Source organism: Paenibacillus vortex V453 (genome assembly GCF_000193415.1).
Taxonomy (GTDB): domain Bacteria; phylum Bacillota; class Bacilli; order Paenibacillales; family Paenibacillaceae; genus Paenibacillus_AQ; species Paenibacillus_AQ glucanolyticus.
This window is the reverse complement of sequence record NZ_ADHJ01000018.1, coordinates 213,676-240,628: the sequence shown is the minus strand read 5'-3', so window position 1 is coordinate 240,628 and position 26,953 is coordinate 213,676. Positions and strand designations below refer to the sequence as shown.

Annotated in this window: 22 protein-coding genes and 1 pseudogene; 3 read left to right on the top strand and 20 right to left on the bottom strand. The window is 48.4% G+C overall.

Annotated features, from left to right (window positions below; all coding sequences use genetic code 11):
* Positions 1-150: 150 nt before the first annotated feature.
* The 11 genes and pseudogenes from PVOR_RS11495 to adhE form a co-directional block, all read right to left on the bottom strand.
* Entirely contained in the window at positions 151-2,871 is a 2,721-nt protein-coding gene (locus PVOR_RS11495) for a stalk domain-containing protein (RefSeq protein ID WP_006209342.1), read from the bottom strand.
* 155 nt (positions 2,872-3,026) lie between these two features.
* Complete coding sequence (locus PVOR_RS33000) at positions 3,027-3,341, bottom strand: glycoside hydrolase family 3 C-terminal domain-containing protein (protein WP_419144505.1); 315 nt, start codon at positions 3,339-3,341, stop codon at positions 3,027-3,029.
* A 6-nt stretch (positions 3,342-3,347) separates the two neighbouring features.
* Complete coding sequence (gene nagZ / locus PVOR_RS11490; protein ID WP_419144504.1) at positions 3,348-4,673, bottom strand: beta-N-acetylhexosaminidase; 1,326 nt, start codon at positions 4,671-4,673, stop codon at positions 3,348-3,350.
* 99 nt (positions 4,674-4,772) lie between these two features.
* Positions 4,773-5,558, bottom strand: a complete 786-nt coding sequence (locus PVOR_RS11485; protein WP_006209341.1) for a response regulator transcription factor — start codon at positions 5,556-5,558, stop codon at positions 4,773-4,775.
* A complete protein-coding gene (locus PVOR_RS11480) occupies positions 5,536-7,392 on the bottom strand; it encodes a cache domain-containing sensor histidine kinase (protein WP_006209340.1) in 1,857 nt (618 codons plus the stop codon). The genes PVOR_RS11485 and PVOR_RS11480 overlap by 23 nt, the downstream gene beginning before the upstream one ends.
* Positions 7,393-7,413: 21 nt before the next feature.
* Entirely contained in the window at positions 7,414-8,241 is an 828-nt protein-coding gene (locus PVOR_RS11475; protein WP_006209339.1) for a carbohydrate ABC transporter permease, read from the bottom strand.
* Positions 8,241-9,125, bottom strand: a complete 885-nt coding sequence (locus tag PVOR_RS11470) for a carbohydrate ABC transporter permease (RefSeq protein WP_006209338.1) — start codon at positions 9,123-9,125, stop codon at positions 8,241-8,243. The genes PVOR_RS11475 and PVOR_RS11470 overlap by 1 nt, the downstream gene beginning before the upstream one ends.
* A 92-nt stretch (positions 9,126-9,217) precedes the next feature.
* Positions 9,218-10,570: an ABC transporter substrate-binding protein gene (locus PVOR_RS11465; protein ID WP_006209337.1), complete on the bottom strand. Its 1,353-nt coding sequence runs from the start codon at positions 10,568-10,570 to the stop codon at positions 9,218-9,220.
* 220 nt (positions 10,571-10,790) lie between these two features.
* Positions 10,791-11,519, bottom strand: coding sequence for a pyruvate formate-lyase-activating protein (pflA, locus tag PVOR_RS11460; RefSeq protein WP_006209336.1), 729 nt, complete (start codon positions 11,517-11,519; stop codon positions 10,791-10,793).
* Between the two features lie 43 nt (positions 11,520-11,562).
* Positions 11,563-13,809 carry a formate C-acetyltransferase gene (pflB, locus tag PVOR_RS11455; RefSeq protein ID WP_006209335.1) on the bottom strand — a complete coding sequence of 749 codons (2,247 nt, stop codon included), beginning with the start codon at positions 13,807-13,809 and terminating at the stop codon, positions 11,563-11,565.
* A gap of 310 nt (positions 13,810-14,119) precedes the next feature.
* Positions 14,120-16,734 (bottom strand): annotated as a pseudogene (gene adhE, locus PVOR_RS11450) (bifunctional acetaldehyde-CoA/alcohol dehydrogenase).
* A 276-nt stretch (positions 16,735-17,010) separates the two neighbouring features.
* On the opposite strand from adhE, the gene PVOR_RS11445 reads away from it, so the two are divergent.
* The gene (locus PVOR_RS11445; RefSeq protein WP_006209334.1) at positions 17,011-17,736 is read left to right on the top strand and encodes a Crp/Fnr family transcriptional regulator; all 726 of its coding nucleotides are present in this window, start codon (positions 17,011-17,013) and stop codon (positions 17,734-17,736) included.
* 89 nt (positions 17,737-17,825) lie between these two features.
* Positions 17,826-17,984 carry a hypothetical protein gene (locus PVOR_RS11440; RefSeq protein WP_006209333.1) on the top strand — a complete coding sequence of 53 codons (159 nt, stop codon included), beginning with the start codon at positions 17,826-17,828 and terminating at the stop codon, positions 17,982-17,984.
* A 60-nt stretch (positions 17,985-18,044) separates the two neighbouring features.
* Here the strand turns inward: PVOR_RS11440 and PVOR_RS11435 are convergent, their stop codons facing one another.
* The 7 genes from PVOR_RS11435 to PVOR_RS11405 form a co-directional block, all read right to left on the bottom strand.
* Entirely contained in the window at positions 18,045-18,581 is a 537-nt protein-coding gene (locus tag PVOR_RS11435) for a hypothetical protein (RefSeq protein WP_234972841.1), read from the bottom strand.
* A 322-nt stretch (positions 18,582-18,903) separates the two neighbouring features.
* Positions 18,904-19,224, bottom strand: coding sequence for a winged helix-turn-helix transcriptional regulator (locus PVOR_RS11430; RefSeq protein WP_006209331.1), 321 nt, complete (start codon positions 19,222-19,224; stop codon positions 18,904-18,906).
* A gap of 156 nt (positions 19,225-19,380) precedes the next feature.
* Positions 19,381-20,043, bottom strand: coding sequence for a uracil-DNA glycosylase (locus PVOR_RS11425; protein WP_006209330.1), 663 nt, complete (start codon positions 20,041-20,043; stop codon positions 19,381-19,383).
* A 173-nt stretch (positions 20,044-20,216) separates the two neighbouring features.
* Complete coding sequence (locus PVOR_RS11420) at positions 20,217-20,939, bottom strand: ThuA domain-containing protein (RefSeq protein WP_006209329.1); 723 nt, start codon at positions 20,937-20,939, stop codon at positions 20,217-20,219.
* Positions 20,940-20,985: 46 nt separating this feature from the next.
* A complete protein-coding gene (locus PVOR_RS11415) occupies positions 20,986-21,954 on the bottom strand; it encodes a sugar phosphate isomerase/epimerase family protein (protein ID WP_006209328.1) in 969 nt (322 codons plus the stop codon).
* A 49-nt stretch (positions 21,955-22,003) separates the two neighbouring features.
* The gene (locus tag PVOR_RS11410) at positions 22,004-23,089 is read right to left on the bottom strand and encodes a Gfo/Idh/MocA family protein (RefSeq protein WP_006209327.1); all 1,086 of its coding nucleotides are present in this window, start codon (positions 23,087-23,089) and stop codon (positions 22,004-22,006) included.
* A gap of 240 nt (positions 23,090-23,329) precedes the next feature.
* A complete protein-coding gene (locus PVOR_RS11405) occupies positions 23,330-24,430 on the bottom strand; it encodes a Gfo/Idh/MocA family protein (RefSeq protein WP_006209326.1) in 1,101 nt (366 codons plus the stop codon).
* 141 nt (positions 24,431-24,571) lie between these two features.
* Between PVOR_RS11405 and PVOR_RS11400 the strand changes: the two genes are divergently transcribed.
* Positions 24,572-25,390, top strand: a complete 819-nt coding sequence (locus tag PVOR_RS11400) for an AraC family transcriptional regulator (RefSeq protein WP_006209325.1) — start codon at positions 24,572-24,574, stop codon at positions 25,388-25,390.
* 101 nt (positions 25,391-25,491) lie between these two features.
* Here the strand turns inward: PVOR_RS11400 and PVOR_RS11395 are convergent, their stop codons facing one another.
* Together PVOR_RS11395 and PVOR_RS11390 are read right to left on the bottom strand one after the other, a co-directional pair.
* Positions 25,492-25,809 carry a hypothetical protein gene (locus PVOR_RS11395; RefSeq protein WP_006209324.1) on the bottom strand — a complete coding sequence of 106 codons (318 nt, stop codon included), beginning with the start codon at positions 25,807-25,809 and terminating at the stop codon, positions 25,492-25,494.
* Between the two features lie 95 nt (positions 25,810-25,904).
* Entirely contained in the window at positions 25,905-26,606 is a 702-nt protein-coding gene (locus PVOR_RS11390) for a TerC family protein (RefSeq protein WP_006209323.1), read from the bottom strand.
* Positions 26,607-26,953 lie beyond the last annotated feature (347 nt).

Below are 26,953 nucleotides of genomic sequence, written 5' to 3'. Positions count from 1 at the left end.
TGCCTGCTGTGTTCGTACATTGAACGCCATGCTTCAATAGTGACGGCTTCGGATCACCGCACCGACGGATACGAATCATCATAAAAAGGGCAGCCCTCTCACCATTTCCGTGGTTGTAAGGACTGCCCTTGTTGTCATTAGAAAGTAATATTAGTTCTTAACCTGCGGCAGCGGCTGCAAGAGGATGTTGATTGGCAGACTGCTTCCCGGTGCTGCTGTGAACAAAATCTCTACGCTCTGCTCGTAATTGCCTGTACGGTACAGTACTGCGGCTTCATTCGGAGCGGAAATTGCGCCTCCGCTTGTATTCGGCGTCTGAATGATGTTTCCGTTCACCATCATCGCGCCCATGTATTTGCCTCCGCGCGGATTCAGCGTGATCAGCGTATTGGGCGCTACGCGGTGCAGCTTGATTTTGTACAGTACACCGAAGTTGCCGGCATTGGATTGATATGAGCCGTTAATGCCGTCATACCCTTCCAGATTCGGATCATTTGTCTTGTCACCCAGCGCAAGCCGGGAAGGTGTATTCCCTACCAGTTCGTAAGACTCGATGATCCGCGTGGAATCCGGATAGGTTCCCCGGTTATGAACGCCATCACTCGGATGCAGAATCAGATAAGGAAGCTTTTGAATCGGATCCTTGACTTCATCAATCATGATAACGTCATATCGGATCGGCGAATCCGAATACAGATCAGCAAACATCGAGAGCACCTGCTGGTTCTTCATCGTTTGCGCGCTTAAATCTTGTAAAATGATTCGACTTTCCCCAGGTGCAAGGGAAATCGTCTTGAACGAATCCGGTGACTGCATCGATTCAAGGTAACGCTGCACGGCTGCTTTGCCTGTCGCTGTAGGAATATTAATCGGTCCGCCCATTCCGGTATACTCGGTTGTCAGGCGTGCCGTCGATGTGTTGATATTAGTTGCGACTACGTACATCTTCATGTTTTTTCCGGTTGCGTTCAAATGGTGAATCATGAAGCGTGTGCTGGCATTGCCAATCTCGCGGTACACAATCCCCTCTTGATATACTGTTTCCGGAGAGTTGCTGCGGATCAGCAAGCTGGGCTCGGAGCTTCTCGTAATGGGCATAAGATTCCATGTTGGCACCGCTGTTCCGTCAAACGTATATTTGTCGCCGATACCCGTAAATAACTGATTGAATTGATCCTTTGTATACAAGACCTCATTCGTTACGTTAATGATTTTCTCATAAGAGCTGGTGGCGCCATGCTTATCCGTAACAATCAATAACACTTTATGCGGGCCGGCCGTGAAAAAGGCCTGATCATTGTTTTCCCATTTATACGTAATCTCATCGCCAGGATCACTGTCATAACTCTGGTTGATATACGTAATTTTCTCACCGATCTTATATTCCTTCTTATCGGTATCAAACATCGCTACAGGCGGGGTGTTTGGAGCTGATATATGGATGCTGAGTGTATACGGCTCGCTCCACTCCCCACTCGAATCCTGTACGGAGTAGGAAACCGTATGCACGCCGGGTTCATTGAAAACCTCTTCGCGGCCTTCCCAATGCTCATTTACGATCGCAAGGCCTGTCGGCGAATACGAGTTCGTTTTATACGTAACCTTCTGACCGGCAAGGATCTCACCGGACTGAATGGTAAAGGAAGCCACCGGCTTTGAGCTCACGCTGAGTATAATACGCTTGTTCGGCTGATCCACCCGATAAGAGATATCAAGCGCCTGCGTAATGCTGGTCAGCGGCACCATGAACGTATTGTTGGACTGGTACGCCGGGCCCTTCATTGATTTTCTCTGACCATTCACAGTATATACGCTGCTGTTCGTCTTGAAGCGAAGCTCATCGCTGCCACGGATAATGATCGTTTCTTTTGTTTTCCCGTCATAAGTCAGTTTCAGGCCGACCCGATCGACAAGGGAACGAATCGCAACATAGGATACGCCATTCTTGACAGCCATCGGCTGTCCAGCGGTATACGTTTTCCCGTTCTGGTACATCTTGTTGCTGTTCATCATCAGGATCAAGTCATTGGGGCCAAGATTCGGTATATTGGGAGTCTCGCTCCCTGGTTCCCCCCCGTTATTTCCACCGGGTTGTTGACCGCTATTGCTGTCATTGCCCATATTGGATAAATCCAGAATAACCTTCTTCTCTGGCTGATTAACCTTATATGGAATATCAAGCGCTTGCGTGATTGCGGTTAATGGAACCATAAATACATTGCTGCTCTGATAGGCAGCGCCTTTCATTGGGCGCACCTGTCCGTTCACTTTATAATTGCTGCTTCCTGTCGTAAAGCGTAGTTCATTGCCGTCTTTAAGGATGATCGTTTCCTTTGTCTTGTTATCATAAGCCAGCTTTAGTCCTGCGCGTTCAACCATCGCACGGATAGCCACATAGGATACTCCTTGCTTCACAGCCATCGGCTGTCCTGCCTTGTACTGCTTACCGTTGTGATACATCACATTGCTGTTCATCATCAGCACCAGTTCATTGGCTGAAACCTGGAAAGTGCCGATCTCGGACTCATCTTTGGTCGTACTGCCCTCTTCATTTTCTGATACCGTATTATCGGAAGGATCGCTTTCCTGCTCCTCCTGCTGTTCATTTGGTGCAGAAGAATCGGAATCAGGATCACTTATCGTACCTTCGACTGCCTGGGTCGGTGTTTCATTTGGCGTTTCTTCGGCTTGCTGCAATTCCGTCTGCTGTTCTCTGCTCTGCTGGGTTTGTCCTTCCACCGGGGACTGCAGCGCTGAATTGCTAATTAGCGCCGGAGCTGTAATATCCGGTGATTCAGCTGCCACGGGAAGAGCCGTTGATACTTGGGCCGCGGCAAGGACTGTAATCATCGAGATTCTTTTGAAATTCATCCTTTACTCCTTTAAAACACTCAGTATAGTCTGTCTGCCTCTATGGGACATAGTATTAGACGCCAACATTCCCGAAAAGTTGCTCAGAAATAGCTGGAAAATAGGAAAACCGGAGCATTCCCCGTAAGGAAGACTCCGGCTCCAATAACATTTATTTAATTATTGACATAATCCTGGTGGCCGCTCCAACCCAGCGGATAAGTATCGCTAATGCTGACCGGGAGTTTCCCTTCCGGTATCACCTTGCCCAACAAGACGCCGGCAGCCGCATTCATATAATAAGGTGTGTTCTCGTAACTGCACAGATATGTTGCAACGGGAGGAAGGTCATTCATATCATATGGATTGCGGGTTGCAACAACAACGATTGACACACCCTCAAGCTCAGCCAGCTTATTCACCAGCTTCTCGTTGTCCCGCGGGGAGACGGCGTCTCCGACGTGTACGTAGCCACGTACAACTTTGTCTATAGTCCTTCAGCACGCCTTAACTGCTTGCTCTACCTCCGCATCCGACATATCGGTTCCGACACGCAGATCGTCTGCCTGCACCCCATAACTTCTCAGCGCATCGCCTAACGTATAGCTTTTGCTCCAGGCTTCATCCACCTGGGTAGCTTGCAGCAGCTCTGGCCAGATAACCGCAATCGCTTGCTCTGCCTGAAGTGGAAGCTGGCCTTCGTCTTTCACCAGCGTGATTCCTCTGCCCGCGATTTGGGCCAGTAATTGTTTGGTCTCTTCCGTCACCTCTCCAATCGTTTGGACCGGCAGCTCTTCGGCAAGCTTCGCATTGCGCTCCTTGAGTGCTAATATCCGCTCTACAGACCTGTCGATCAGGTTCATGGACAATCTTCCGCTTTGAACGGCTTCAATGACAGCTGTAATCGCTGCGGTCTGCTCTGACAGGGTATGGCTGACCAGCACGCAGTCCGCGCCGGCTTCAATAGCACGAATCGCTCCTTCAGGAATGCCGTACTCTTTGGAGATGGCATGCATCTCCAGACAGTCTGTCACGATCAGCCCTTCAAACCCCATCTCCTCTCGAAGAAGTCCGGTCAGCACGGCATGCGAGAGGGTTGCCGGGAGATCACTCGATTCGATTGCCGGGAAGCTGACGTGCGCGGTCATAATCGCATCAACGCCAGCCTTGATCGCTTGCGCGAAGGGGTATAATTCTACACGGCGAAGGCGTTCCATATCATGCGGCACAGAAGCCCGCCCCAGATGGGAATCGACGCTGGTGTCGCCATGTCCGGGAAAATGTTTGGCCGTTGCAGATACGCCCTCTTCCTGGTATCCCTTGATCGCAGCTGTCCCAAGGGCAGCAACGGCTTGCGGGTCTTCACTGAAGGAACGTACGCCGATCACCGGATTGCGAGGGTTGTTGTTGACATCCAGACAAGGCGCAAAGTTCATGTTCACACCGAGTGAACGAAGCTCACGCGCCCCAATCTGTGCCACCCTGTAGGAATCTTCCGCGCTTCCCGCTGCGCCAAGCGCCATATTACCAGGAATGCGGCTGATGCCTTCATGATCGATTCGTGCAACCATGCCGCCTTCCTGATCAATCGAGAGCAGAAGCGGAAGCTTCTGGCTGCCTGAGGCGAGCTGCTGCAACGATTCCGAAAGCTCGGCCAGCTGGGGCAGCGTTCTCACGTTTCGGCGGAAATAACAGATACCCCCGACCTGATATTGATCGATCAGTATGTTTGCATGTTCATTCGGCGTTAGGGCATTGAATCCGCATATAAACATTTGCCCTACCTTTTGCTCTAAAGATAAATCCGCTATCGTCCATTTCATGGTTTCAAAAACCTACTTTCTATCAATTTAAGGACCATGCAAGGCTGGTTAAGCGGGTTCGTATGATGACTTGGCAGCCCGCATTCGTACAGGGAGATCTTAGACCGTTGCCTCCCCGGACATTTCCCGGAATTCGGATGGTGTCATGCCCGTGGCCTTTTGAAACACCTTGGTGAAATAACGGCGTTCATGATAACCGACAAAAGAACCGATCTGCGCAATATTCTTATCGCTGTTCACAAGCAGAAACTTGGCAGCCTCCATTCGCTGTCTCGTCAAGTATTCCACAAAGGTAAGACCCACATGGTTCTTGAACAATAAGCAGAAGTAACTTGAGCTGATGCCCAGATGTTCCGAGAGCTCCTCAATGCCCAAATCCTGCCCCATATGGGTATTGATATACTCTAATGCGGATGTAACCAATTGGTCGGGTGTTTTCTTGACAGCTACAGGATTTGGAGCCTCATCAATAAGCGAAACGGTGCTGTAATACTTCTCTTTCGCTCTCTTCTTGCGGATTTCCTCCCCAATGTCCCGAATCTTCATCTCCAGTTCACCGTAATGAATCGGCTTGCTGATATAATCTTTAACGCCAAGTTTGATTGCTTCCCGCGCATATTCAAATTCCTGATAACCCGTCAGCAAAAAGATTTCCGCCTTGCTCCCCTTATCGCGGATCTTCGTAATAAAGGACAATCCATCCATCACAGGCATCCGGATATCCGACAGAATCAAATCGAGATGATGCTGATCAGCTACTTCAAGTGCCTCCATCCCGCTTCTGGCAAGTCCGACAACCTTCATCCCCATCTCTTCCCAAGGCAGAACCCTGCTGAGATTGTTCAAGATGGGAGCCTCATCGTCAACTAATAATACCTTCAGCATGCTGCCCTTCCCCCCTGTCATAATTGGGTATGACACATTGTATAACGGTTCCGCCGGGACGGCTGGAGCATATGAACAGACCGTAATAATCCCCGTACTGAATCCTCAGCCGGTCTGCCACGCTTCGCAGTCCTAGTCCACGCCGTTCCTGGTTCACTTTAAGGTTCTGCATCGTTGTCTGTTCGGACACGTTATCCTCGGATACCATATATTCAAACATCGACAGCTGTTCGGAGGTCATCCCAAGCCCGTTATCCTCCACCCGGATGAAAACATTCCCGAGTTCCTTCCACGCGGATATGCGAATCATTCCCGTATAGGCTATCCCTTCAAATCCATGCTGTATGCTATTCTCGACAAGCGGCTGCAGCGTCAGCTTCAGGATACGGCTGTGCATAAGCTCCCTCGGAACGTCGATTTCATATTCGAACAAATCCTCGAACCGAAACTTCTGAATTTCGAGATAGCTCTGCAAATGCTTGATTTCTTCCTCGAGTGTGATCTCTTCCTTGTCCTGTATACTGATTCGCAAAATGCTGGCAAGCCGGTATACCATTTCACTGACCTTGCGCCCTTCATTCTGGATGGCAAGGACATTGATAGATTCCAATGTATTAAAGAGAAAATGCGGCTTAATCTGTGCCTGCAACACCCGCATCTCTGCTTCGGTCTTCTGCCGCTGTTCCTTCTTGATCTGCGCAAACAGATTGTTGATCCGGTTCATCAAATTGTTGAACCCTTTCGAGAGGAGCAGCAGTTCATCCTCTCCCTTCTCTTCAACCCTCGCGCTCAAATCCCCATCCTCCACTCGGCGCATAAAGCGTACAATGACAGCGATCGTGCCGGTAATCCGGTTCATGAACAGACGGTTGAACACAATGGCTGTGACAAGGCTGATGCCCATAATGACAAAGAACCATTTGGCAAAGGAAGTAACCTCCTGCGACAAAGAATTCCAATCGGTAACCGAAACGAGATTCCAGCCATAATCGTTCAGATGATAGATGGAGACAATGTTCTCATTGCCGTTAAACTTGGCTTTAAAGCTCTGGTAGCCTTGTTTAAACTCGACTTTTTGCTTCATATACTGACTGATATTTTGGCCATCCATATCATTCTTTGGATCAAAGAGGATTAATCCCTCATTATTAACTACCATGAATGAGGTGTTCTGCAGATTGTTCGGGAGTGTAAGGTTACGGAAGATCTCTTCAAACTCCCATTTTTTGATCTGAACAACAAGAATACCTAGCTTGCGAAGTGTGGAGACATCCTTAATGAGCCTGATCTGGGTGAAGACCGGGTCCGCACCCGTCAATTCCGGAAATTCATGCGGAGCCAGCCATTTGGGAATTCCGTTCAGTTTGACAACCTCTTCATATAGAGGACTATTCTTAAATTGTTCGTAAGGCAGGGTTCTGAAATTTTCTTTACTAAAAATCGGAATCGGTGGCGACTCTTTGCTGAAATGATACAAAAACGCATAACTGATCGCAGGATGATTATATAGAAGGTTTCGAAAACTGCGCTGTCTGTCATTGAGTTTCAGCTGATCCGCATTTGATTCCTTGATCAGATTTTGCGCATCGGGGTCCTTGGCATTCAGCGCCATCGCAAATACGGATGTGGCAATCCCGTTATCCGTGACATATTCCATTTCCTTAAACACGTTCAGAATGCTGTAACTGATCGCTTTAAGGGAGTACTCGGCTTGCTGACTGTACTTTTTCTCAATCGAGTTATAGGTAATAAAGAAAGTAAATAGACCTAGCACAAATAACGGAATAATAATGAGCCCCAAAAAGGCCGTGAATAGTTTGTTCCGCAAATTCATACGCATGCTCCCGCTCCTGTATTACCCCTTGACACTTCCTGCGGTGACACCTTCAATAATCTTCTCTTGTAGAACTGCATAGATGATTAGGACCGGAAGTACGCTGAATACGATACCCGCCGACATCTGCGCGTAGTTCATATTATAGGCGTCTCTGAAACCGACCATTCCGACAGGAAGCGTTCTCAGTTCATCATTAGATAGGAAATAGTTAGCAAGCAAGAATTCGTTCCAGTTACCAAGGAAGTTGATAATGAAAACGGTAACGATGGCCGGAACGGTTAGAGGTAATATAATTCTAGCAAACAACCCGCCAGACCTCAATCCATCAATAACTGCCGCTTCTTCTATTTCTCCGGGCAACGACCGCATGAAGGCTGCCAGAATAATGACAGAGAAGGGTATCGCATTAGCAACATACGGTAGAATGAGAGCCATATGTGTGTTCAAAATGTCGAGCTGTCTCATCATGCCATAAATCGGCAGCATCAGAGAATTGTTAGGAATCAGCATCCCTATTAAAATACATTGGAAAACAATTGCGCTGATCCGGTTGTACCGCATGCGTGTGACCGCAAATGCCAGCATTGCCGCAAACAGGATTGACAAGCAGGCAGACAGCACGCCGATGTACAAGCTGTTCCAGAAGTAGGTGCTGATCTTGGCGTTAACCCACGCATTGACGTAGTTATCGAATACAAACGTGCTTGGCAGTCCAAACGGGTTCGACGCGATGGACTGATTATCCACCTTCACGGAAGAGAACAACACGAACAGGAATGGATAGAGAATGATGAGCAGATAAGCCATCAGGAATATATGCGGGATCAGTTTCTTCAGTGCTCTCATCAGTATTCAATCCTTTCGTTGCGACGTGCAATCAGCACCTGGTAGAGCACGGTTACGATAATCGTGAAGAGGAAGATCAACACGGCAATCGAATTGCCAAAACCATGTTTGAAACTCGTAATTGCATATCGAATCATATATGTTGCCATAACGTCGGTTGAGCCGGCCGGCCCGCCCTTGGTCATAACCAGAATAATATCCGCCGCTTTCATGGCTCCCGCGATCGAAAGCATGATCACTACAGAGATAATTGGCATAATTAATGGAAGCGTGATTTTCGTGGCTCTCTGAACGCCTGTCGCACCATCCATCGCGGCAGCCTCATCAAGTTCCTTAGGTATGGATAGAATCGCCGCAAGCACCATCACGATGTAAAAGCCGGTCCATTGCCAGCCGTTCGTAATGAGGATGGCAATCATGGCCCATTTTCGATCAGACAGCCAGTAAATTGGCTCAACGCCAACCAATCCTAAAATTTCATTCATCAGGCCAAAGTCCGGGTTGTAAATGAATCCCCACAAAATGCCGATAACTGCTGTTGACATAATAGATGGTGCAAAAACCGCTGTCTTGTAAAGTCCCTTCAGACGTTTCACGTTTGCAATAAGCAATGAAAAAATCACGATAATCGGAACCTGGATCAAACAGGAAAAGAGAATGAAATAAACGTTATTCTTAACTGCTTTCCAAAAAGCATCGTCATTAATTGCGGTAACATAGTTATCAAGCCCAATGTACTTCACATCTTTGGAGATGCCGTTCCAGCTCGTAAAGCTGTTATCAAACGCAGTGAAAATCGGGTATATGAAAAAGGCCAGAAACAGTATGAATGCCGGCAGCACAAAAACGATGTAAATCAGAGGATTTCTCAGCGCTTTGTTCATGGTAACCTCCGTATTTATGTCTGTAATTTAGACGAAAGGGCACCCCCATGTCTAGCAGCGGGTGGTGCCCTTTAACGTCTAATCTTGATTATTTATTCCTCTGCAGCGTTAGCCGCTTCTTGTGCTGCTTGAACATTCTCCAGCATCTTCTCGGCATCAAGCTCGCCGCCGATGACCTGTTGAATCCCCATGCTCAGTGCCGTATTCACGTCTGCTTGAACAAGTGCATCAAAGGCAGGGAAGGAATATTTGATTTCACTTACCCCTTTGAAAATATCCTGCATGAGCGGATCGTCCGAAGTGGAGTTCATGGTTGCCAGATCCATCTTCATCGCCGGCAGCACGCCGTCTTCTTTCAGACCGCGAAGCTGCATTTCATCTGTCCACATATTTTTGATGAATTCTTTAACCGCTTGAAGTTTACGAGGATCCTCAGCCACCGAAGCAGAGAAGCCGTATCCATTATTAGCATCCTGCATGACAATCACAGGATCGCCTTCATTAACCGGAGGCAGGTTAAAGTATCCGATCTTGCCTACCATATCGCCTGCTTGAGCCGGATCTCTGAATACGGAGTTAGCCCACGATCCGTCCATCATCATCATAGCTTCGCCGGAGATGATCTGGTTTCTCATGTCCGCATACTCGAAACCGAGCTCGCCTTTTTTGAAGTAACCCTTTTCAACCCATTCCTGATGTTTCTTCACGCCTTCTACGACTTTCGGATCGGTCCATTTGGTTTCTCCGGTCTTAAAGCCATACGTAACTTCCGCTCCTGCATAATAGCTCCACAGATTATTCGTGGTCATGAGCGGAATCCATGCGTCCTTGGAGGATTGTGCAAACGGAATTTTTCCGTCGGCTTTGATTGTTTCCGCAATTTGCTCCAGCTGCGCCAAAGTTTTCGGCACGGTCAGACCTTTCTGTGCAAAGTAATCCTTGTTATAGAAAATCCCTTCAATGGAGCCGCCGATTGGCAATCCGTAAATCTTGCCTTCATGTGTGAATGGATCCAGTGTTGTAAATTTGTCTTTAATGCCGAGTTCTTCCAAAATAGGGGTTAAATCAAGCATCAAGCCTTCTTTGGAATATACGCCTGCGTCCGGGCTTCCGAACACATCGAATACTTCCGGCGGCTTGCCTGCGGCCATCTCGCCTCTTAATTTCTCTTTACGGTTCACTTCGGAGTCTACTGCGTCCAGCTTGATTTTAAGCCCGGGTACAGCTTCTTCGGTTTTGCTGACCACATCGTTCAGCAATGCAAGACGGAACTTCTTGGATTCGCCTACCTGCGTATGGCGAATTGTAATTTCAAACGGTTCATTGCTTGCCGCGCCTTCCGTACCACCTGATGGTTTCTCTGCTCCCTTGTCACCGCATGCGGACAAAAGTGCGGACGAGACGAACAGAAGCGACATTAATAATGCCAGACCCTTTTTCTTCATTGTCTTTGACCCTCCCGAAGTATTTGTATATTTGATAGGCGTTTTCCTTACATCTTCATTATAGAAAGCGATTCCACTTTTCGATAGGTCGATATTTTTCTATCTAAGGGATAAAATCCTCCACAAAAAACAATAACCCTTCCATAATGAGGAAAGGTTATTGTTATAAATAATAACATATTATGTTCAGTATAATACAACAAAATTAGTTCGCCACCGATTATTTTTGCTCGGCTGCTTCGCCAATCAACTGATAAGCGCGTGCGATTTCTTCCTCTGACGGTGACGGAACTCCTTCTAGCGGATATGCCTTTCCGAGTTCCTTCCATTTGTACACACCCATCTGATGGTAGGGCAGAATTTCGAATTTATCAACGCCTTGTAAAGTGCGAATAAATTGACCGAGCGCCCTCAGGTCGTGTTCGCTGTCATGGATACCCGGCACATATACGTGCCGGACCCACATTTTTCGACCATGGTGGGACAGCCAGCGGGCGGTCTTCAGCGTCCTCTCATTCGACTTCCCGGTCAGCTTGATATGCTTCTCATCGTTGATATGCTTCAGATCGAGCAGAACCAAGTCGGTATGCTCCAGCAGCTCCGATATTTTCTCCGGCTCATTATAACCGTTGCTGTCAAGGGTCGTGTGCAGATTCCAGCGGCGCTTTACTTCCTTAAACAGCTCGGTTACAAAAGGATACTGCAGTGTCGGCTCGCCTCCGGATACGGTCAGCCCTCCACCGGAAGAACGATAGTAACTTAGATAAGGCTCAATCTGAGCCAGCACATCCTCTACCGTCATTTCCTGTCCTTCATGCAATCCCCACGTATCCGGATTGTGGCAATATTGACACTTCAGCAGACATCCCTGCATGAAGAGTACAAAGCGGATACCTGGACCGTCCACCGTTCCGAACGTTTCTATGGAGTGTATATGACCTTTAAGCATAGGGCGTCATCCTTTCTGTATCCGCTGTTGTTACTTTCCATTCTTACATCGTACCGTGGAAGGTACGATTGATCACGTCGAGCTGCTGTTCGCGTGTCAGTTTGACAAAATTGACCGCATACCCGGATACCCGGATCGTTAACTGCGGATAATTCTCCGGATGTTCCATCGCATCCATCAGCTGCTCCCGGTCAAACACGTTCACGTTCAGATGATGAGCCTTGCTTCCAAAATATCCATCCAGCATCGCAACCAGATTGTTCACGCGAATCTCGCTTTCCTTCCCGAGGGCTTTCGGTACAATCGAGAATGTATTCGATATCCCGTCGAGGCTGTCCTCATAAGGTAGCTTGGCCACGGAAGTCAATGAAGCGAGGGCACCCTTCTTATCGCGTCCGTGCATAGGGTTCGCACCCGGCGCAAACGGCTCGCCCGCCTTGCGGCCGTCCGGTGTGGTTCCCGTTTTCTTGCCGTATACGACATTGGACGTAATGGTCAGCACCGATTGGGTCGGCATCGCATCGCGGTATGCCTTGTGTTTGCGAATCATGCTCATGAAGGCTTCAACGAGTTCTACGGCGATGTCGTCAACCCGATCGTCGTTGTTACCGTAGCACGGAAAGTCGCCTTCTATTTCAAAATCAACTGCAATCCCTTGCTCATTGCGTACAGGCTTCACCTGTGCATGCTTGATTGCACTCAGCGAATCCGCCGCTACGGACAGGCCCGCTATACCGCATGCCATCGTCCGCAGAATATCCCGATCATGAAGCGCCATTTCAATCCGTTCGTAGCTGTATTTATCATGCATATAGTGGATCACGTTCAGTGTGTTCATATACAGCTTTGCAAGCCATTCCATCATCGGCTTGAATCGCTTCATGACCTCGTCATAACTCAGAACCTCTGCCGTAATAGCGGGGTATTCCGGACCAACCTGGGCGCCGGATTTCTCATCCTTCCCGCCGTTGATTGCATACAGGAGCGCTTTGGCCAGATTGGCTCTGGCTCCGAAGAACTGCATCTGTTTCCCGATGCGCATAGCGGATACGCAGCAAGCAATCCCGTAATCGTCTCCGTAAATCGGACGCATGAGATCATCGTTCTCATATTGGATCGAGCTGGTTTCGATCGATACCTTCGAGCAGTATTTCTTGAAGCCTTCGGGCAGTTTCTCAGACCATAATACCGTCAAGTTCGGTTCCGGGGCAGGGCCCAAATTATACAACGTATGCAGGAAACGGAAGCTGTTCTTGGTTACTCTTGTTTCCCCATTTAACGACATACCGCCAATCGATTCTGTGACCCATGTTGGATCACCGCTGAACAGTTCATTGTAATCCGGTGTACGCAGGAACTTCACGATCCGCAGTTTCATGACAAAATGGTCAACCAGCTCCTGTGCAGTCTCTTCCGTCAGCTTGCCTTCAGCCAGATCACGCTGGATGTAGATATCAAGGAAAGTAGATACCCGGCCAAGCGACATGGCTGCGCCATTCTGTTCCTTGATAGCAGCTAAATAACCGAAATACAGCCATTGGAATGCTTCCTTCGCCGTATTCGCAGGCTTCGAAATGTCAAAGCCGTGCATGCCCGCCATTTCCTTCAATTCCTTAAGTGCACGGATTTGCTCTGACAGCTCTTCCCGCAATCGGATCACCGGCTCATCCATCGCATCAACCTCAAGCTCACCCAGCTCTCGCAATTTATCCTGGATCAAGACATCTACACCATACAAGGAGATTCTGCGATAATCGCCAATAATACGACCGCGGCCATAAGCATCGGGAAGACCTGTAATAATCCCTGCCTTACGGGCTGCCCTCATCTCCGAGGTATAGGCATCAAACACGCCCTGGTTATGTGTTTTGCGTATGCCTGAGAAGATGTCCACTACCGCTTGCGGCATTTCAAAACCATATGCGTTGCAAGCATCAATCATCATTCGGATTCCGCCGAACGGCTGAATCGAACGCTTGAACGGCTCATCCGTCTGTACGCCGACGATCTGTTCCTTCTCCTTATCCAAATAGCCAGGTTGATGGGACACAATCGTGGAAGGCGTATTCACATCGACATCCAGCACCCCGCCGTTATCCCGTTCTTTTTTGGTTAAATCCGATACGATATCCCAGAGTGCCTTCGTGTTGTCCGTTGGTCCTGCCAAAAAATCATCAGAGCCATAATAAGGTGTTATGTTCTCTGCAATAAAATCATTAACGTCAATCCGCTTGTTCCATTTACCTGATTTAAAACCTTTCCAGCCCACTTCTTTTTCAATCACCGACATATTGAATCCCTCCTAGATTATGCTGCAGCTTGCCGCACAGGCGGAGTCACACATTGATCCATCTCAGATCTTAATGTGATTATTTTCACGATCAATGCTGCCTCGACCCCGCCGTGTACCTTCAAGCTTCTATATCAAAGACCTGAGATTCAGCTTTCTTCTACACTTTTATTGTAATCCTGTTCATTCTCAGCATCTGTGATAAAAATCACAAACTTATCTTTTCCCGTGATTTTTATCACTCTGTTTTACCCGCCCGCTTCTGTTATGCAACCCGCAGTCCACAACCCGTCTCTTGTATTTATTGGATTTAAAAGCGGCCGTAGAACGTGTTGCGGTATACTTCCGCAAGCTCTGTGACAAGCGGCAGCTTTGGATTGCTCGTAGTGCACTGGTCTTCAAAGGCCCGGTCCGCCAAATGCTCAACACGTTTCTCAAAATCTTGAGGATCGATTCCCAGCTGCTGGAACGACTCTTCGATGCCCAGCTTCTTGTTCAGCTCTCGGATTGCACCGATCAAACTGTTGACGCCCTCTTCCGTCGTTCTTGCAGGCAAGCCCAGAATCCTTGCAATTTCTGCATATCTCTCATCGGCTACAAAGTGAGTGTATTTAGGCCAAGCGGCAAATTTGGTTGGCTTCTTGGCATTGTAACGGATGACGTGCGGCAGCAGGATTGCATTGGTTCGCCCGTGAGCTGTGTGATACTGGCCGCCCCATTTATGCGCAAGGCTATGATTGATGCCAAGGAATGCATTCGCGAAGGCCATGCCGGCAAGCGTCGAAGCATTATGCATTTTCTCTCTGGCCAGCTTGTCGCCGGTAAGCGCCGACTGCTCAAGATACTGGAACACCAGCTGTATGGCCTTGATTGCCAAACCATCCGTGAAATCGTTAGCCATGACCGATACATACGCCTCGATGGCATGTGTCAAAACGTCCATCCCGGTATCCGCTACCGCTGTTTTTGGCAGGGTGTATACAAATTCCGGATCGATAATCGCAACATCCGGGGTCAGCTCATAGTCAGCCAGCGGGTACTTGGTATTCCCCAGCACTTTATCCGTAATGACCGCAAACGAGGTCACTTCCGAGCCCGTTCCCGAGGTGGTTGGAATGGCAACGAATTTTGCCTTCTGTCCAAGCTTCGGATATTTATAGACCCGTTTGCGGATATCCATAAATTTTTGCTTCAGATTATTGAAGTCCGTATCCGGGTATTCATAGAACAGCCACATCGCTTTTGCTGCATCCATCGGCGAACCGCCGCCGAGGGCAATGATGCAGTCCGGCTGGAATCGCTTCAGCATCTCCGATCCGCGTTCTACCGTCGTTGTGGAAGGATCCGGCTCAACCTCCGAGAACACCTCGATAGCAACCGGCACTCTGCGCTGACGCAGATAGTGCTCTACCCGCTCTACGTAGCCAAGCTTCACCATCATCGGATCGGTTACGATAGCAACCCGGGTAATATCGGGCATTTTGGCAAGATACTGCGTGGATCCTTTTTCAAAATAGATTTTATCCGGCACTTTAAACCACTGCATATTCACGGTTCTGCGGTTCACCCTTTTCACGTTGATGAGGTTGACGGCTGTTACGTTCGACGAGGTAGAGTTACGGCCATACGAACCGCAGCCCAGCGTCAACGATGGCAGGTTCGTGTTGTAGATGTCACCAATCCCGCCTTGCGAGGATGGCTGGTTCACCAGAATACGGCAGGTCTTCATCCGGTCCGAGAATTTCATGATGATTTCCTCATTGTGCGAGTGGATGACCGACGAGTGGCCCATGCCGCCAAATGCTACCATTTCTTCCGCGCGCGTAATTCCTTCCTCTGCATTTTTCACTTTATAGCAGGCCAGAACCGGACTGAGCTTCTCGGCAGACAGTGGATATGCAGGACCTACTCCCTCCAGTTCGGCGACCAGAATTTTGGTGCTCTCCGGCACTTCAAAGCCGCAGGCCTCGGCAATCTTGAATGCCGGCTGTCCGACGATTGACGGATTAACCGCACATTTCTCCGATACCATCGCGTGTGCAGTCAGCTTCGCCAGTTCCTCCCTGTTTACGAAATAACAGCCGCTGGCCATCATTTTTTTCTTCTACTAGTCGTACGTAGTATAGGCTCCTCTATAATGACTGCCTGTTCAGAAGCACATATCATGCCGTTATCAAAGGTCTTGGACAGAATCAGGTCATTTACCGCCTGATCCAGATCTGCACTCTTTTCAATGAAGCAAGGCACATTGCCGGGTCCTACACCAAGCGCAGGTTTACCGCAGCTGTAGGCTGCCTTTACCATCGCGGATCCGCCGGTAGCCAGAATGCAGGCAACATCAGGATGGTTCATCAGTGTATTGGTTTTATCCATGGAAGGAGCCTCGATCCACTGAATGCAATCGGCCGGAGCACCTTGAGCAACAGCAGCATCCCGCAATATCAGGGCAGCTTCCCTGCTGCATGCCTGTGCGGATGGATGGAATCCGAAAATGATCGGGTTTCTTGTTTTGATAGAGATCAGTGCCTTAAAAATTGTTGTGGAGGTGGGATTGGTTACCGGGGTAATCCCCATGATGATCCCGATCGGCTCCGCAATTTTCTGAAAGCTGTCAAAAGCGTTATCCTCAATGACACCCACCGTTTTGTCATACTTGATGCTGTTGTGGATGTACTCTGTGGCAAACAAGTTTTTGATAATTTTATCCTCATATACACCGCGGCCAGTTTCTTCTACAGCCATTTTTGCCAGCTGCATATGCTTATCAAGGCCTGCGATGGCCATCGCCTGCACAATCCCGTCAATTTGCTCCTGATTCAATTCCATAAACTTTTCTTTCGCCCGGTTCGCTTTGTCAATCAGACCTTGAATGTACTCCCCTGCTGACTGTCCCTTTACTTCGATCGTTCCTTTGCTCACAGCCATATCTCTCATCCTCCCATGGTTCATGATTCTTTCTCTTCTACGGTTTGATCGTATCACAGCCATTTCTAAAATCATGTGAAATATTTCACAATATTAAAATTTATCTTTTCTGTGTGATTTATACCTGTCTTCGCCCTATTTCAAGTGAAAGAGATCACAAAGTTTGAAAATTCGCCATCATTTCCCTCTTGTTCCGCCCCACAAGTGAATGTTTTCACGTTATAATGTATTTAAAGATTAAACAGATCAAATTTTTGGATGTTAGGGGATACCAACATGAAAACTGTAGACAATGCAATGGAAATCGAAAACCTAGGGAACACCCAGTGCTTCTCGGAACAAAACCGCAACCGTCTGCTGGTCACCATGAAGGAAAGAGTACTCCCTGAAGGCTCCCATTTGTTCTGGGAAGGTGACTTCGCCGACAAGTTGTACTTCGTAAAACAAGGAAGAATTAAGTTAACTAAATCGACTGATGAAGGCAAAGAGCTTATTCTATATATGTATCATCCAGGGGATATGGTCGGTCAGGCCGATCCATTCTTCAGCACCAATCACAGCTTCTCGGCAGAGGTGCTTGAGGATAGTGTGGTCGGGGTTATCGAACATAAGGATTTGGAGATGCTGATCTGTCAGCATTGTGATTTTGCCATTGATTTTATGAAGTGGATGGGCATTCACCACCGGATCACCCAGACCAAATTCCGTGATCTTATGATGTACGGCAAGCCGGGTGCATTAACCTCGACGCTGATTCGTCTGAGCAATACGTACGGTCAGCATCAGGCAGATGATACCATTCTCATTAATAAGAAGATTACCCACACCGATCTCTCGAACATGATTGGGGCAACCCGCGAAAGCGTGAACCGGATGCTGAGTGATCTCCGTAAAAAAGACGCCATTGAATATGCCGGTGGTATGATTGTCATCAAGGATCTGCCGATGCTGCAGGAAATATGCCATTGCGAGATGTGTCCGCTCGAAATTTGCCGGATTTAATGTCACTGCGTCTCGCTGTGCATAATATACAGCCTTTTGACCACAATAAACCTTGTCTTTCCAAACCAAAATTAAAGGGAGTGCTCAGCATGCGTGAAGGTTTGATTCCTGCTGTTCTTGGAACTGTGGTTTCTGCTTCGGGTGCCGCTCTGCTTAGCAGCAAGTATAAACTTGCCGCAACCGGTATTCTCGGCTTCGGACTGGCTCATCTTGTGCTTGGTGCGATTGACCTGGTGGAACACCGGTAAACGATTGGAAAGACTGCACGTCATAAACACACCTTCCTCTAGAGGGTGTGTTTATCTATGTTATATGATCTGAGCCTCCATATAGGCTCGTTCTCCGCTTGGCACTTTCAGATAAGGCCGGATCCCGGCAAACCCCTTCGCATCCAAATCCACACCCGTCATCCAGTTTCCCTCCAGCCAGTCACTGCCCGATTGCATAATGACAGCCGGTGCCTGAATATGTTCCTGATACAAAATGACGCCACCTTGAATAGCCTTGAACGTCTTCCCTTGCTGCAACAAGGGTTCGGCACTGATGTACGTCGGCACAAAATAAGCAGCAATCACATCCAGCTCCTCCCCGTCAAAAAACGGCTCACTGCCGAGAAATGGATGGAGCATTGCAATCTTCTCATAATGGGACCAGATTATCATCTGCAGAAATCTGCCCAGACGCCCCTTATCCTGCCCGCCGGTTGTTTTTGATTTATCCGTTTCATAACCGATGAATTTCCATCCACGGGGACCCTTCACCCATTTCTGAAACATGTCGTTCACATCGCTGCAATTCCGGCTGGCGGCATCCGCCGATTCTGGGCTTGTTCCGGATAAAGCCAACCACAGCGGCTCGGGCAAATACTGACTCAGCATCCGCTTGGTCTTCTACAAAAATATGAAGGACTTGCATTGAAGCGTTTTCAAGTTCTGAGATATCCTCTTGTCCATAATGAAAATGGGAGATATACGTTCGCTTGATCATGGGCTCGCCTCCTTGATTTACCGCTGGGTTATATACATCATATAGCAGGTGCATCGGATTGGTGCATGTCCACATATCTTGCTTCATTGTAAAAAAATCATACTTCAAATTTTGAAAAAAAACCCTGAAATGAGTTGTCTCATGCCAGGGTTTAATCGTCAACGGGGATCTTAAGATGACTCATCTTTCGACCCATTGCTCTGCCCAGGAAGCCACTTGTTCCATTACCGGACGAAGTGCGTTCCCTTTTTCAGTTAGTTCATATTCGATACGTACCGGCGTTTCCGGATAGACATGACGAATCAATATGCCTTCGCACTCCAAATCCTTCATCCGCTCCGAGAGCATTTTGTCACTCATGGACGGAATCAAATTGGAAATATCCTTAAAGCGCTTAGGCCCGCTCATCAATGTCTGAATAATCAAACCGTTCCACCGTTTGCCCAGAAAAGAAAACGCAGATTCAAAACGGGGACACATCGTAACATTTGTAACTTCCATATCTCTTCACCTCTTTACGAAGTCACCTTGTTTATAGAAACTCAATAAACTAAACCATAATTCTTGCAAAACTTACGAATTGTAAGTATGTTTCATTTTAGCATATTTTCGAGAAGCTGAAAACCACCTAGCCCCTTTTTCCCAGAAAATCAGCACTTATCCTGAAATCATCCGAGCCAATATATCCAAATCGGACTCGATCAAACGGGATAATTTCCTATTATACAGTACCGCAGCTGGATGGAACAGAGGAAAAATCATATAGGTTTCGGTTGAGAACCTATATCCAGCCGAAGCATCCTCCAGGCTAATCGCCTGTTGTACAGGGCCCTCGATCAGCTTTCCATGCAGCGATGTCACCGTTTCATGGCTTCCGATCAGCCGATGCAGCGCGGTATTTCCCATGGGAGCGATGATCTTCGGCTGGACCCATCTGATCTCTTCATCCAGCAAGGGCGCATGCGCCAAAATTTCCGCTTTGGTGGGTGTACGGTTCGAACGGCTGATGATGTTCTCACCGGACGCCCGCACGATCACCTTCTCCTTATAGGGCCTGCTTCTCATGGCACTGGTAATATACACTTGCTCCCGCGTCAAGTTCAGTCGCTCCAGATAAGCATTCATCTCCTGACCGGCCTGCCCTACAAAAGGTCTTCCTTCCAAAACCTCATGGGCCCCGGGCGCTTCTCCAACAAACATCACGGCTGCGGAGCTTGTTCCTCTCCCCAGCAGAAAACCCTGAACAGGTTGATGAGCCAGCCTGGCCTGGCATATGGCGATAATGGTGGGATCGACAGGTGCGCTTTGTACTTCATTCATGCGTACAGCCCCCTTCTTGTATAACATACAATACCCCATACTTACGTATATTCTATCCCTAGCCTCCAAAAAAATTTACGATTCTGCCGCCGCAACTGGAAAACGAGCCGAACAAGGACAGATCCTTGAACGACTCGTCGTTGTGTTTACTTAAGTACGCTTGTATAAAAGGCTTAGACTAGTACTGGAAGCGCACGAACAGGCTGGCTGTTGCCGAATGTTTGCTTACCTGCAGTTGAATGAGCCCAGTTGATAGCGTTGGTTATCACTTTCAGTACTTCGGGATTGTAGTAAGTTGGATAGGTCTCGTGTCCCGGACGGAAGTAGAAAATGTTCCCATGACCGCGCTTGAATGTACAGCCGCTGCGGAAAACTTCACCGCCTTCGAAATTGCTGACAAATACCAGCTCATCCGGGGCTGGAATATCAAAGAACTCCCCGTACATTTCCTCATGCTCGATCATGATAGGACCCGTAATTCCCGCCGCAATCGGATGCGTTGGATTTACACTCCAGATAATTTCCTGCTCGCCGGCTTCGCGCCATTTCAAATCACAGCTCGTTCCCATCAACGCTTTGAACGGTTTGGAAAAATGCCCCGAATGAAGAACGATCAGACCCATACCGTCCAGCACGCGCTTAACGACTTTGCTGACGATCTCGTCACTAACCTGGTCATGAGCCATATGCCCCCACCACAGCAGCACATCAGTCGAATCCAGTACATCCTCAGTCAACCCGTGCTCTGGCTGATCCAGCGTTGCCGTTCTGATGATGAAATCCGGATTATGCAGACCCTCCGCCAGGGCTGTGTGAATCCCTGTCGGATATACACTCCGAACCTCATCATGGATCTTCTCGTGTACGAACTCATTCCATATGGTTACATTAAGCATGTTGCTGTTCCCCCTAATTGCGTATTCGCTAGGTTGCCCTAAGATGTTATACCCACCACATTTCTCCGAGCGGCTCTTCGATCAGCACTTGCTGAAGGTTTTGCACCGCTTTGGAGAAGCCTTCTTCGATGGACATCAGCCCATCTTCATGTTCAATACTTACTACATAGTCATATCCAACCAGACGCAGGGCACTCATCATGTCTGCCCATTCCTTCACATCGTGTCCATAACCAACGCTGCGGAACTGCCATGCACGGTCCAGCATTTTTTCATAAGACTGCATATCGGTCAGACCGTGCTTGTTCACGTTAATCGGATCGATGCTTGTATCCTTCGCATGGAAGTGATGAATAGCTCCCTCGCGGCCCAGAATTTGAATCGCTTGAACAGGATCAATTCCTTGCCACCACATGTGGCTCGGGTCAAGGTTCGCACCAATGACTTCACCCGCTGCTTCACGCAGTCTGAGAAGTGTGCCTGGCGTATGAACCGAGAAGCCGCCGTGCAGCTCAAGACCGATTTTAACGTTACGGTCAGCGGCGAATTTACCCCACTCGGTCCAATAAGGAATGACCTTGTTGTCCCACTGCCAAGTCAGAATCTCTTGGTAGTCGTTAGGCCAAGGTGCTACCGGCCAGTTCGGATATTTAGCATCCTCATGATCGCCCGGGCAACCGGAGAAAGTATTAACGACAGGCACTTCCAGCTTCTCTGCAAGCTCTACCGTTTTTACATACACATCGTGGAACTCTTTAGCGATTGCCTTTTGCGGGTGGAGCGGATTGCCGTGACAGCTCAGTGCGCTAATGATCAACCCGCGGGACTCTACCGCGTTCTTGAAGTTTTTCAGTGCTGTTTCATTTTCAAGCAGCTCTGCAGGGTTGCAATGTGCATTGCCCGGGTAACCGCCAGTTCCAATCTCAACCGCTTTAAGACCCTTGGATGCCACATAATCCAAAGCATCCTCCAGCTTACGTCCGCTCAGCAATACCATAAATACGCCTAATTTCATTGTGTACCTCCTGGTTTTTCATTTTGTATTTGTATTTCTTGTCAGGTTCTTAATTATCGAAATAAACGGCTTTTCCTGTCTTGGCTGATTCATAGATCGCTTCCAGAATCTGCGTTACCACAAAAGCCTGTTCCGGCTTAACGACAGGGTCTTTATCTTCAATAATGGCTTCAATCCACATTCTTGCCTCGCGGTCTGCGTCGCTTTCCTTGGAACCGGAGTAGAACGCCACACCGCCAGCATTCAGATCCACTTTGGTTTCATACAGTCTGCTCATTTTCTCCCCGTTAATGCGCAGACCGTCCTTCATGTCAGCTCCGCCTTCAGTACCTGCCAGAACGGCCTTGGCTTCGCCAGTCTCAACAACGTTAAGCGCCCAGCTGGATTCCAGAACAATCGTTGCACCGTTCTCCATGGTGATGAATCCGAACGCTGAATCCTCCACCTTGAATTCCTTCGGATCCCAAGGACCGAACGCATTCGCAGCATTCTCACGATGTCCCAGCTTATGGAAGGTTGATCCAAGCACACTCTTCGGCTTGTAGTTGTCCATCAGCCACAGCGTCAAGTCCAGCGCGTGGGTACCGATATCGATCAGCGGTCCTCCGCCCTGCTTCTCTTCATCAAGGAATACACCCCAAGTCGGAACGGCACGGCGGCGGATGGCAAGTGCTTTACCGTAATAAATCTCGCCGAGCTCGCCTTCTTCACAGATTCCTTTCAAATACATGCTATCGTCACGGAAACGGTTATTGTAACCGATGGTAAGTTTTTTTCCGGTACGCTCTGCAGCGTCCAGCATCGCCTTGGCTTCAGATACCGTCTTGGCCATTGGCTTTTCGCACATAACGTGCTTACCGGCTTCCAAAGAGGCTACCGTAATTTCAGAGTGGGAATCGTTTGGCGTACATACATGGATGACATCAATACTGCCGTCTTGAAGCAGCTCTCTGAAGTCCGTATATACTTTGGCACCTTCGACTCCGTACTCATCGGCTGCTTTTTGCGCACGCTCTTCTACGATGTCGCAGAAAGCTACCATTTCTGCCTGTGCCTGCTTCTTCAGGCTTGGCATATGCTTGCCGTTGGCAATTCCCCCGCAACCGATTATTCCGATCTTCAATGTTTTCGACATGTCCATTTCCTCCCATACGCATCTGTTAATTTTGGATACACTCCAAATATTATTGCAACGCTTTCATGCGGATTGCTGCCAAGAGTTCATTCCTGCCAAATCCGTCAGAAGCTGGTTTGCAAGTACTTCATAACCAGTTTACAAGAATAGAAGCCGGGCTGCCAGTTCGCTAAAGGCTCATGGATACATACGAGAAAACCAGGACCTGCCTGCTCGCAATTCAGTCACTCACAGTGCCATTTATTCAGCAGATTCTGCCTGCTGCGGCGATGGAAGTCTGCCATAACGGTATGTGCTTTGCAGAACAATATGTCTGCCTTCAAGCGACGACTGCTGAAATGACTGCATGATCTCCAACACATGATAAGCCAAGCGAGCGCTGACGCGGTGGTCCTTCTGCTCATGGATCGATTGAATCATGTCATCAATGCCCAGACCCCGCTCATTCTTGCCGCATTCAAATACAGGATCCAGCAATTCCCACTCTTCGGAGCCTGGTTTACGAAGCTTTACCTCTCCATTGAAGAAATTGGGATCACCCAAACTAAGACTTCCCTGGGTACCGTAGATTTCAAGCCATGGCAGTCCAGAACCGCCGAAGATATCAAAACTTGTAATCATGGTCGCAATGGCACCGTTCTCAAAATCCATCGTTCCGGCTAAATGCGTCGGTGTTTGCACTGTTATCGGTTTTCCCTCCAGCGGGCCGGAGCCGACAACGCGGTCGGGAATCTGAATGCCTGTGGATGCGCTGATCCGGCTTGCAGGACCCAGCAGCTCAACCAAGGCCGATACATAATAAGGCCCCATGTCCATCATGGGTCCTCCACCCGACGCGTAGAAAAATTCTGGATTCGGATGCCAGGCCTCCGGACCGGAACCCATCATGAATGCCGTAGCAGCGATAGGCCTGCCAATCAGGCCGGATTCAATGGCCGCTTTAGCCGTTTGTACACCGGATCCCAGAAAAGTATCGGGTGCGCAGCCGACACGAAGGCCTTTTTGATCCGCAAGATTCAGCACACGGCGGCCTTCATCAAGGGTAATGGCCAGCGGCTTTTCACTGTAAACATGCTTACCTGCTTCCAGGGAGGCAATATCAACATTGGCGTGGCTTGAGGGAATGGTCAAATTAATAATGAACTCAATATCAGTCTGTGCGAGCATCTCCTCAACGGTATACACGTTCGGGATGTTGAACTCATCAGCTTTCGCTTTCGCGTTTTCGATAATAAGGTCAGCACATGCCACGATTTCAACCCAAGGGCTGTTCTTTAAGTTCGTGAAGTATATGCCGCTGATGTTTCCGCAGCCAATTATACCTGCTTTCATTTTTTTCATCGCTGTCACTCCTTGAGTGTTTAGATGTGCTCTAGACTAGTACAATGGTATTCTTTTATGCTTTCGTTTAAAATGAAGAATATGATTAAAACATGAACAATCTGGTCATTATTTTCTTATTCTTCAAAGGGGACTTTAGCAATGGATTCAAATCTTTCCAACCAAGTCGTAGCAGCAGATTTCTCTTTTCACCGCAAACCTTTCAAGATGTCCCTGGCGGACGGTTTTGATACCTACTTAATGCGATGGCAGACCGACGGAAAATGCCGCGCGAAAATCGATGATAAACTATCGCTCGTTGAGGCCGGAGATCTGTTGATTTTCACTCCCGGACAGCCATACGAGCTCCGAATTGATGATGAATACAACGCTTTGGGAGAATTAACCATTGAAAGCGGGGATTATCATATTTTTTTCAAAGGGCCTTGGGCTGATGCATGGTGGAATTCGAAGAAACGGCCCACCAAAATCCGTGTTCCGCTCGAAGAACGCTACCTGGGTCTGTTCAGGCAAATCCTGCTGGAGCAGCGGCGCGTATCCGATCCTTATCCGGAAATCTCCGATTATACAGTGCGCATTCTGTGCCTCGAAGTGGACCGTCTGCTGTCGGAGCAGCCTTCGACGACGCCCAAGACGTATCTTGCTTATCGCATGAAGAATTATATTGAAGAGAATGCCTCCTCGATGTTCAAGCTGGAGGATGTTGCCGCCCATGTCGGGATCAGCGTCTCCCGTGCGGTTCATCTGTTCAAGGAGGCATTCGGTACAACCATCATGCAATACACCATGGACGTGCGTCTGAGCATGGCCAAGGAGCGGATTGTGTTCAGTCCTCTTTCGCTGGAGGATGTAGCCGAAACCTCCGGCTTTGCCAACTACACTTATTTTCACCGTGTTTTCCGTTCGCGATTCGGTGTTTCGCCTAAACAATTCCGGATGGCCAGCCGAACGTCAAATTAATGAGCCATTCTGACCATAAAAAAGCGGGTCGACCAAGGTTTTCTCCTTGATCGACCCGCTTTTGCCTAAGATCACATGTAAGATATGCCATGAGTTCACGCTTACTTCTTATCGGCACCAAATGTGGCTACTGCCTCAGAGACAACGATCGCCAAATCCTCGTTTCCGAATAATGACAGCACTCCAAGCAGGGTCTGATCCGGTATCTCACCCGCTTCTTCCTTAGGCACCGTTAATGCCAGAACCCGGGTCAACTGATCGTTGGCGGGCTGACTCGGATATGCTTTGCGGTAAAGTTCGGCTGGATCCAGACCGTGATTCACGCACCACTGGGCAAATACGAGGATCATCATATCCTCATCCTGGCGGTACGATTCCGCAATCCGTTCTTCCATGGATTTTCCGGCTGCTGACTCCATGTAATAACTCCTCCTCATGCGATGGGAACTTCTTTTTCGTTCCTTTCGTCCATGAAGATATTATACCGCTTATTGCACCCTATACAAAACCAAAGCTAATCGACCATCTTTACATGGACCGGATTCCTCTTCGCTTTGTCCTCATTCTTCTTCTTCATCCAAGTTCCAACACCAATGATAATGGCGATGACCAGAATTTCAAAACCGTACTTTAGAAAGTCATTTGAGAACCAGTCATGAATCATGGGCTCTGCTACGATCATCTTCGATGCTGTCCATGCAAGCACCGCTGCACCGATGGTAATAATGATTGGAAAGCGATCTGTCAGCTTCAGGATAATGGTACTGCCCCACACCATAATGGGAACAGAAATTGCAAGTCCGATAATGACGAGCATGAAGCTTTCACCCGCTGCTCCGGCTACCGCAAGGACGTTATCGAGTCCCATCATGGCGTCCGCGATGATGATCGTACGGATTGCTGCCCACATTTGGTTGCCGGCAGATATTTCATGCTGTTTCTCATCCACCAGCAGCTTGTAAGCGATCCACAGCAGCGCAATGCCGCCGATCAGGCGCAAGCCGGGAATCATTAGGAGCTGTACAACGAGAAGTGTAGCCACAATCCGAATGACAATCGCACCAACGGTACCCCACAGGATAACCTTCCTCTGGTCTTCTTTCTGGACATTACGAGCCGCAAGTCCGATAACAATGGCATTATCGCCTGCCAGCACCAGGTCAATGAGGATAATCGACAGCAGTGCCGTCCAAAATTCCACCGACATCAAATCCATGCTTCTCCCACCCTTTCTTTGATTTCTTTTAGGTTTCCACCTGCGAATGCCCTCCATCCAAAAAAAATGCTGTTACCTTAATTTATAAGGTCTACAGCGTTTTTTGAACGCAAAAAGAGACCTTCACCTCATTCATAAATAAATCAGGCAAAGGTCTCGCTAAACAACAAATTCGTTGCCAATAAAGCCGGGGATGATTAGTCCCGTCATGACGACTTTATTTATGATATAGAACTTATGAGTTATCAGCAGAGCTGACTAAACCCTATATCGCAAGAAAACCCATCTTCGAATCGCGGTCACTCATCCTTGAAAAAGGCCACGATATAGGTTTTCTTATAAAGCTA

Excerpts from the sequence above, each read along its gene's own strand:
- PVOR_RS11495 (WP_006209342.1), bottom strand. The coding sequence starts at position 2,871 with ATGAATTTCAAAAGAATCTCGATGATTACAGTCCTTGCCGCGGCCCAA.
- PVOR_RS11390 (WP_006209323.1), bottom strand. The coding sequence starts at position 26,606 with ATGGATTTGATGTCGGTGGAATTTTGGACGGCACTGCTGTCGATTATC.
- nagZ (WP_419144504.1), bottom strand. The coding sequence starts at position 4,673 with ATGAAATGGACGATAGCGGATTTATCTTTAGAGCAAAAGGTAGGGCAA.
- PVOR_RS11425 (WP_006209330.1), bottom strand. The coding sequence starts at position 20,043 with ATGAATGAAGTACAAAGCGCACCTGTCGATCCCACCATTATCGCCATA.
- PVOR_RS11405 (WP_006209326.1), bottom strand. The coding sequence starts at position 24,430 with ATGAAAAAAATGAAAGCAGGTATAATTGGCTGCGGAAACATCAGCGGC.
- PVOR_RS11475 (WP_006209339.1), bottom strand. The coding sequence starts at position 8,241 with ATGAGAGCACTGAAGAAACTGATCCCGCATATATTCCTGATGGCTTAT.
- PVOR_RS11480 (WP_006209340.1), bottom strand. The coding sequence starts at position 7,392 with ATGAATTTGCGGAACAAACTATTCACGGCCTTTTTGGGGCTCATTATT.
- PVOR_RS11430 (WP_006209331.1), bottom strand. The coding sequence starts at position 19,224 with ATGGAAGTTACAAATGTTACGATGTGTCCCCGTTTTGAATCTGCGTTT.
- PVOR_RS11470 (WP_006209338.1), bottom strand. The coding sequence starts at position 9,125 with ATGAACAAAGCGCTGAGAAATCCTCTGATTTACATCGTTTTTGTGCTG.
- PVOR_RS11410 (WP_006209327.1), bottom strand. The coding sequence starts at position 23,089 with ATGTCGAAAACATTGAAGATCGGAATAATCGGTTGCGGGGGAATTGCC.
- pflA (WP_006209336.1), bottom strand. The coding sequence starts at position 11,519 with ATGCTTAAAGGTCATATACACTCCATAGAAACGTTCGGAACGGTGGAC.
- pflB (WP_006209335.1), bottom strand. The coding sequence starts at position 13,809 with ATGTCGGTGATTGAAAAAGAAGTGGGCTGGAAAGGTTTTAAATCAGGT.
- PVOR_RS11440 (WP_006209333.1), top strand. The coding sequence starts at position 17,826 with ATGCGTGAAGGTTTGATTCCTGCTGTTCTTGGAACTGTGGTTTCTGCT.
- PVOR_RS11445 (WP_006209334.1), top strand. The coding sequence starts at position 17,011 with ATGAAAACTGTAGACAATGCAATGGAAATCGAAAACCTAGGGAACACC.
- PVOR_RS11420 (WP_006209329.1), bottom strand. The coding sequence starts at position 20,939 with ATGCTTAATGTAACCATATGGAATGAGTTCGTACACGAGAAGATCCAT.
- PVOR_RS11395 (WP_006209324.1), bottom strand. The coding sequence starts at position 25,809 with ATGGAGTCAGCAGCCGGAAAATCCATGGAAGAACGGATTGCGGAATCG.
- PVOR_RS11465 (WP_006209337.1), bottom strand. The coding sequence starts at position 10,570 with ATGAAGAAAAAGGGTCTGGCATTATTAATGTCGCTTCTGTTCGTCTCG.
- PVOR_RS11415 (WP_006209328.1), bottom strand. The coding sequence starts at position 21,954 with ATGAAATTAGGCGTATTTATGGTATTGCTGAGCGGACGTAAGCTGGAG.
- PVOR_RS11400 (WP_006209325.1), top strand. The coding sequence starts at position 24,572 with ATGGATTCAAATCTTTCCAACCAAGTCGTAGCAGCAGATTTCTCTTTT.
- PVOR_RS11485 (WP_006209341.1), bottom strand. The coding sequence starts at position 5,558 with ATGCTGAAGGTATTATTAGTTGACGATGAGGCTCCCATCTTGAACAAT.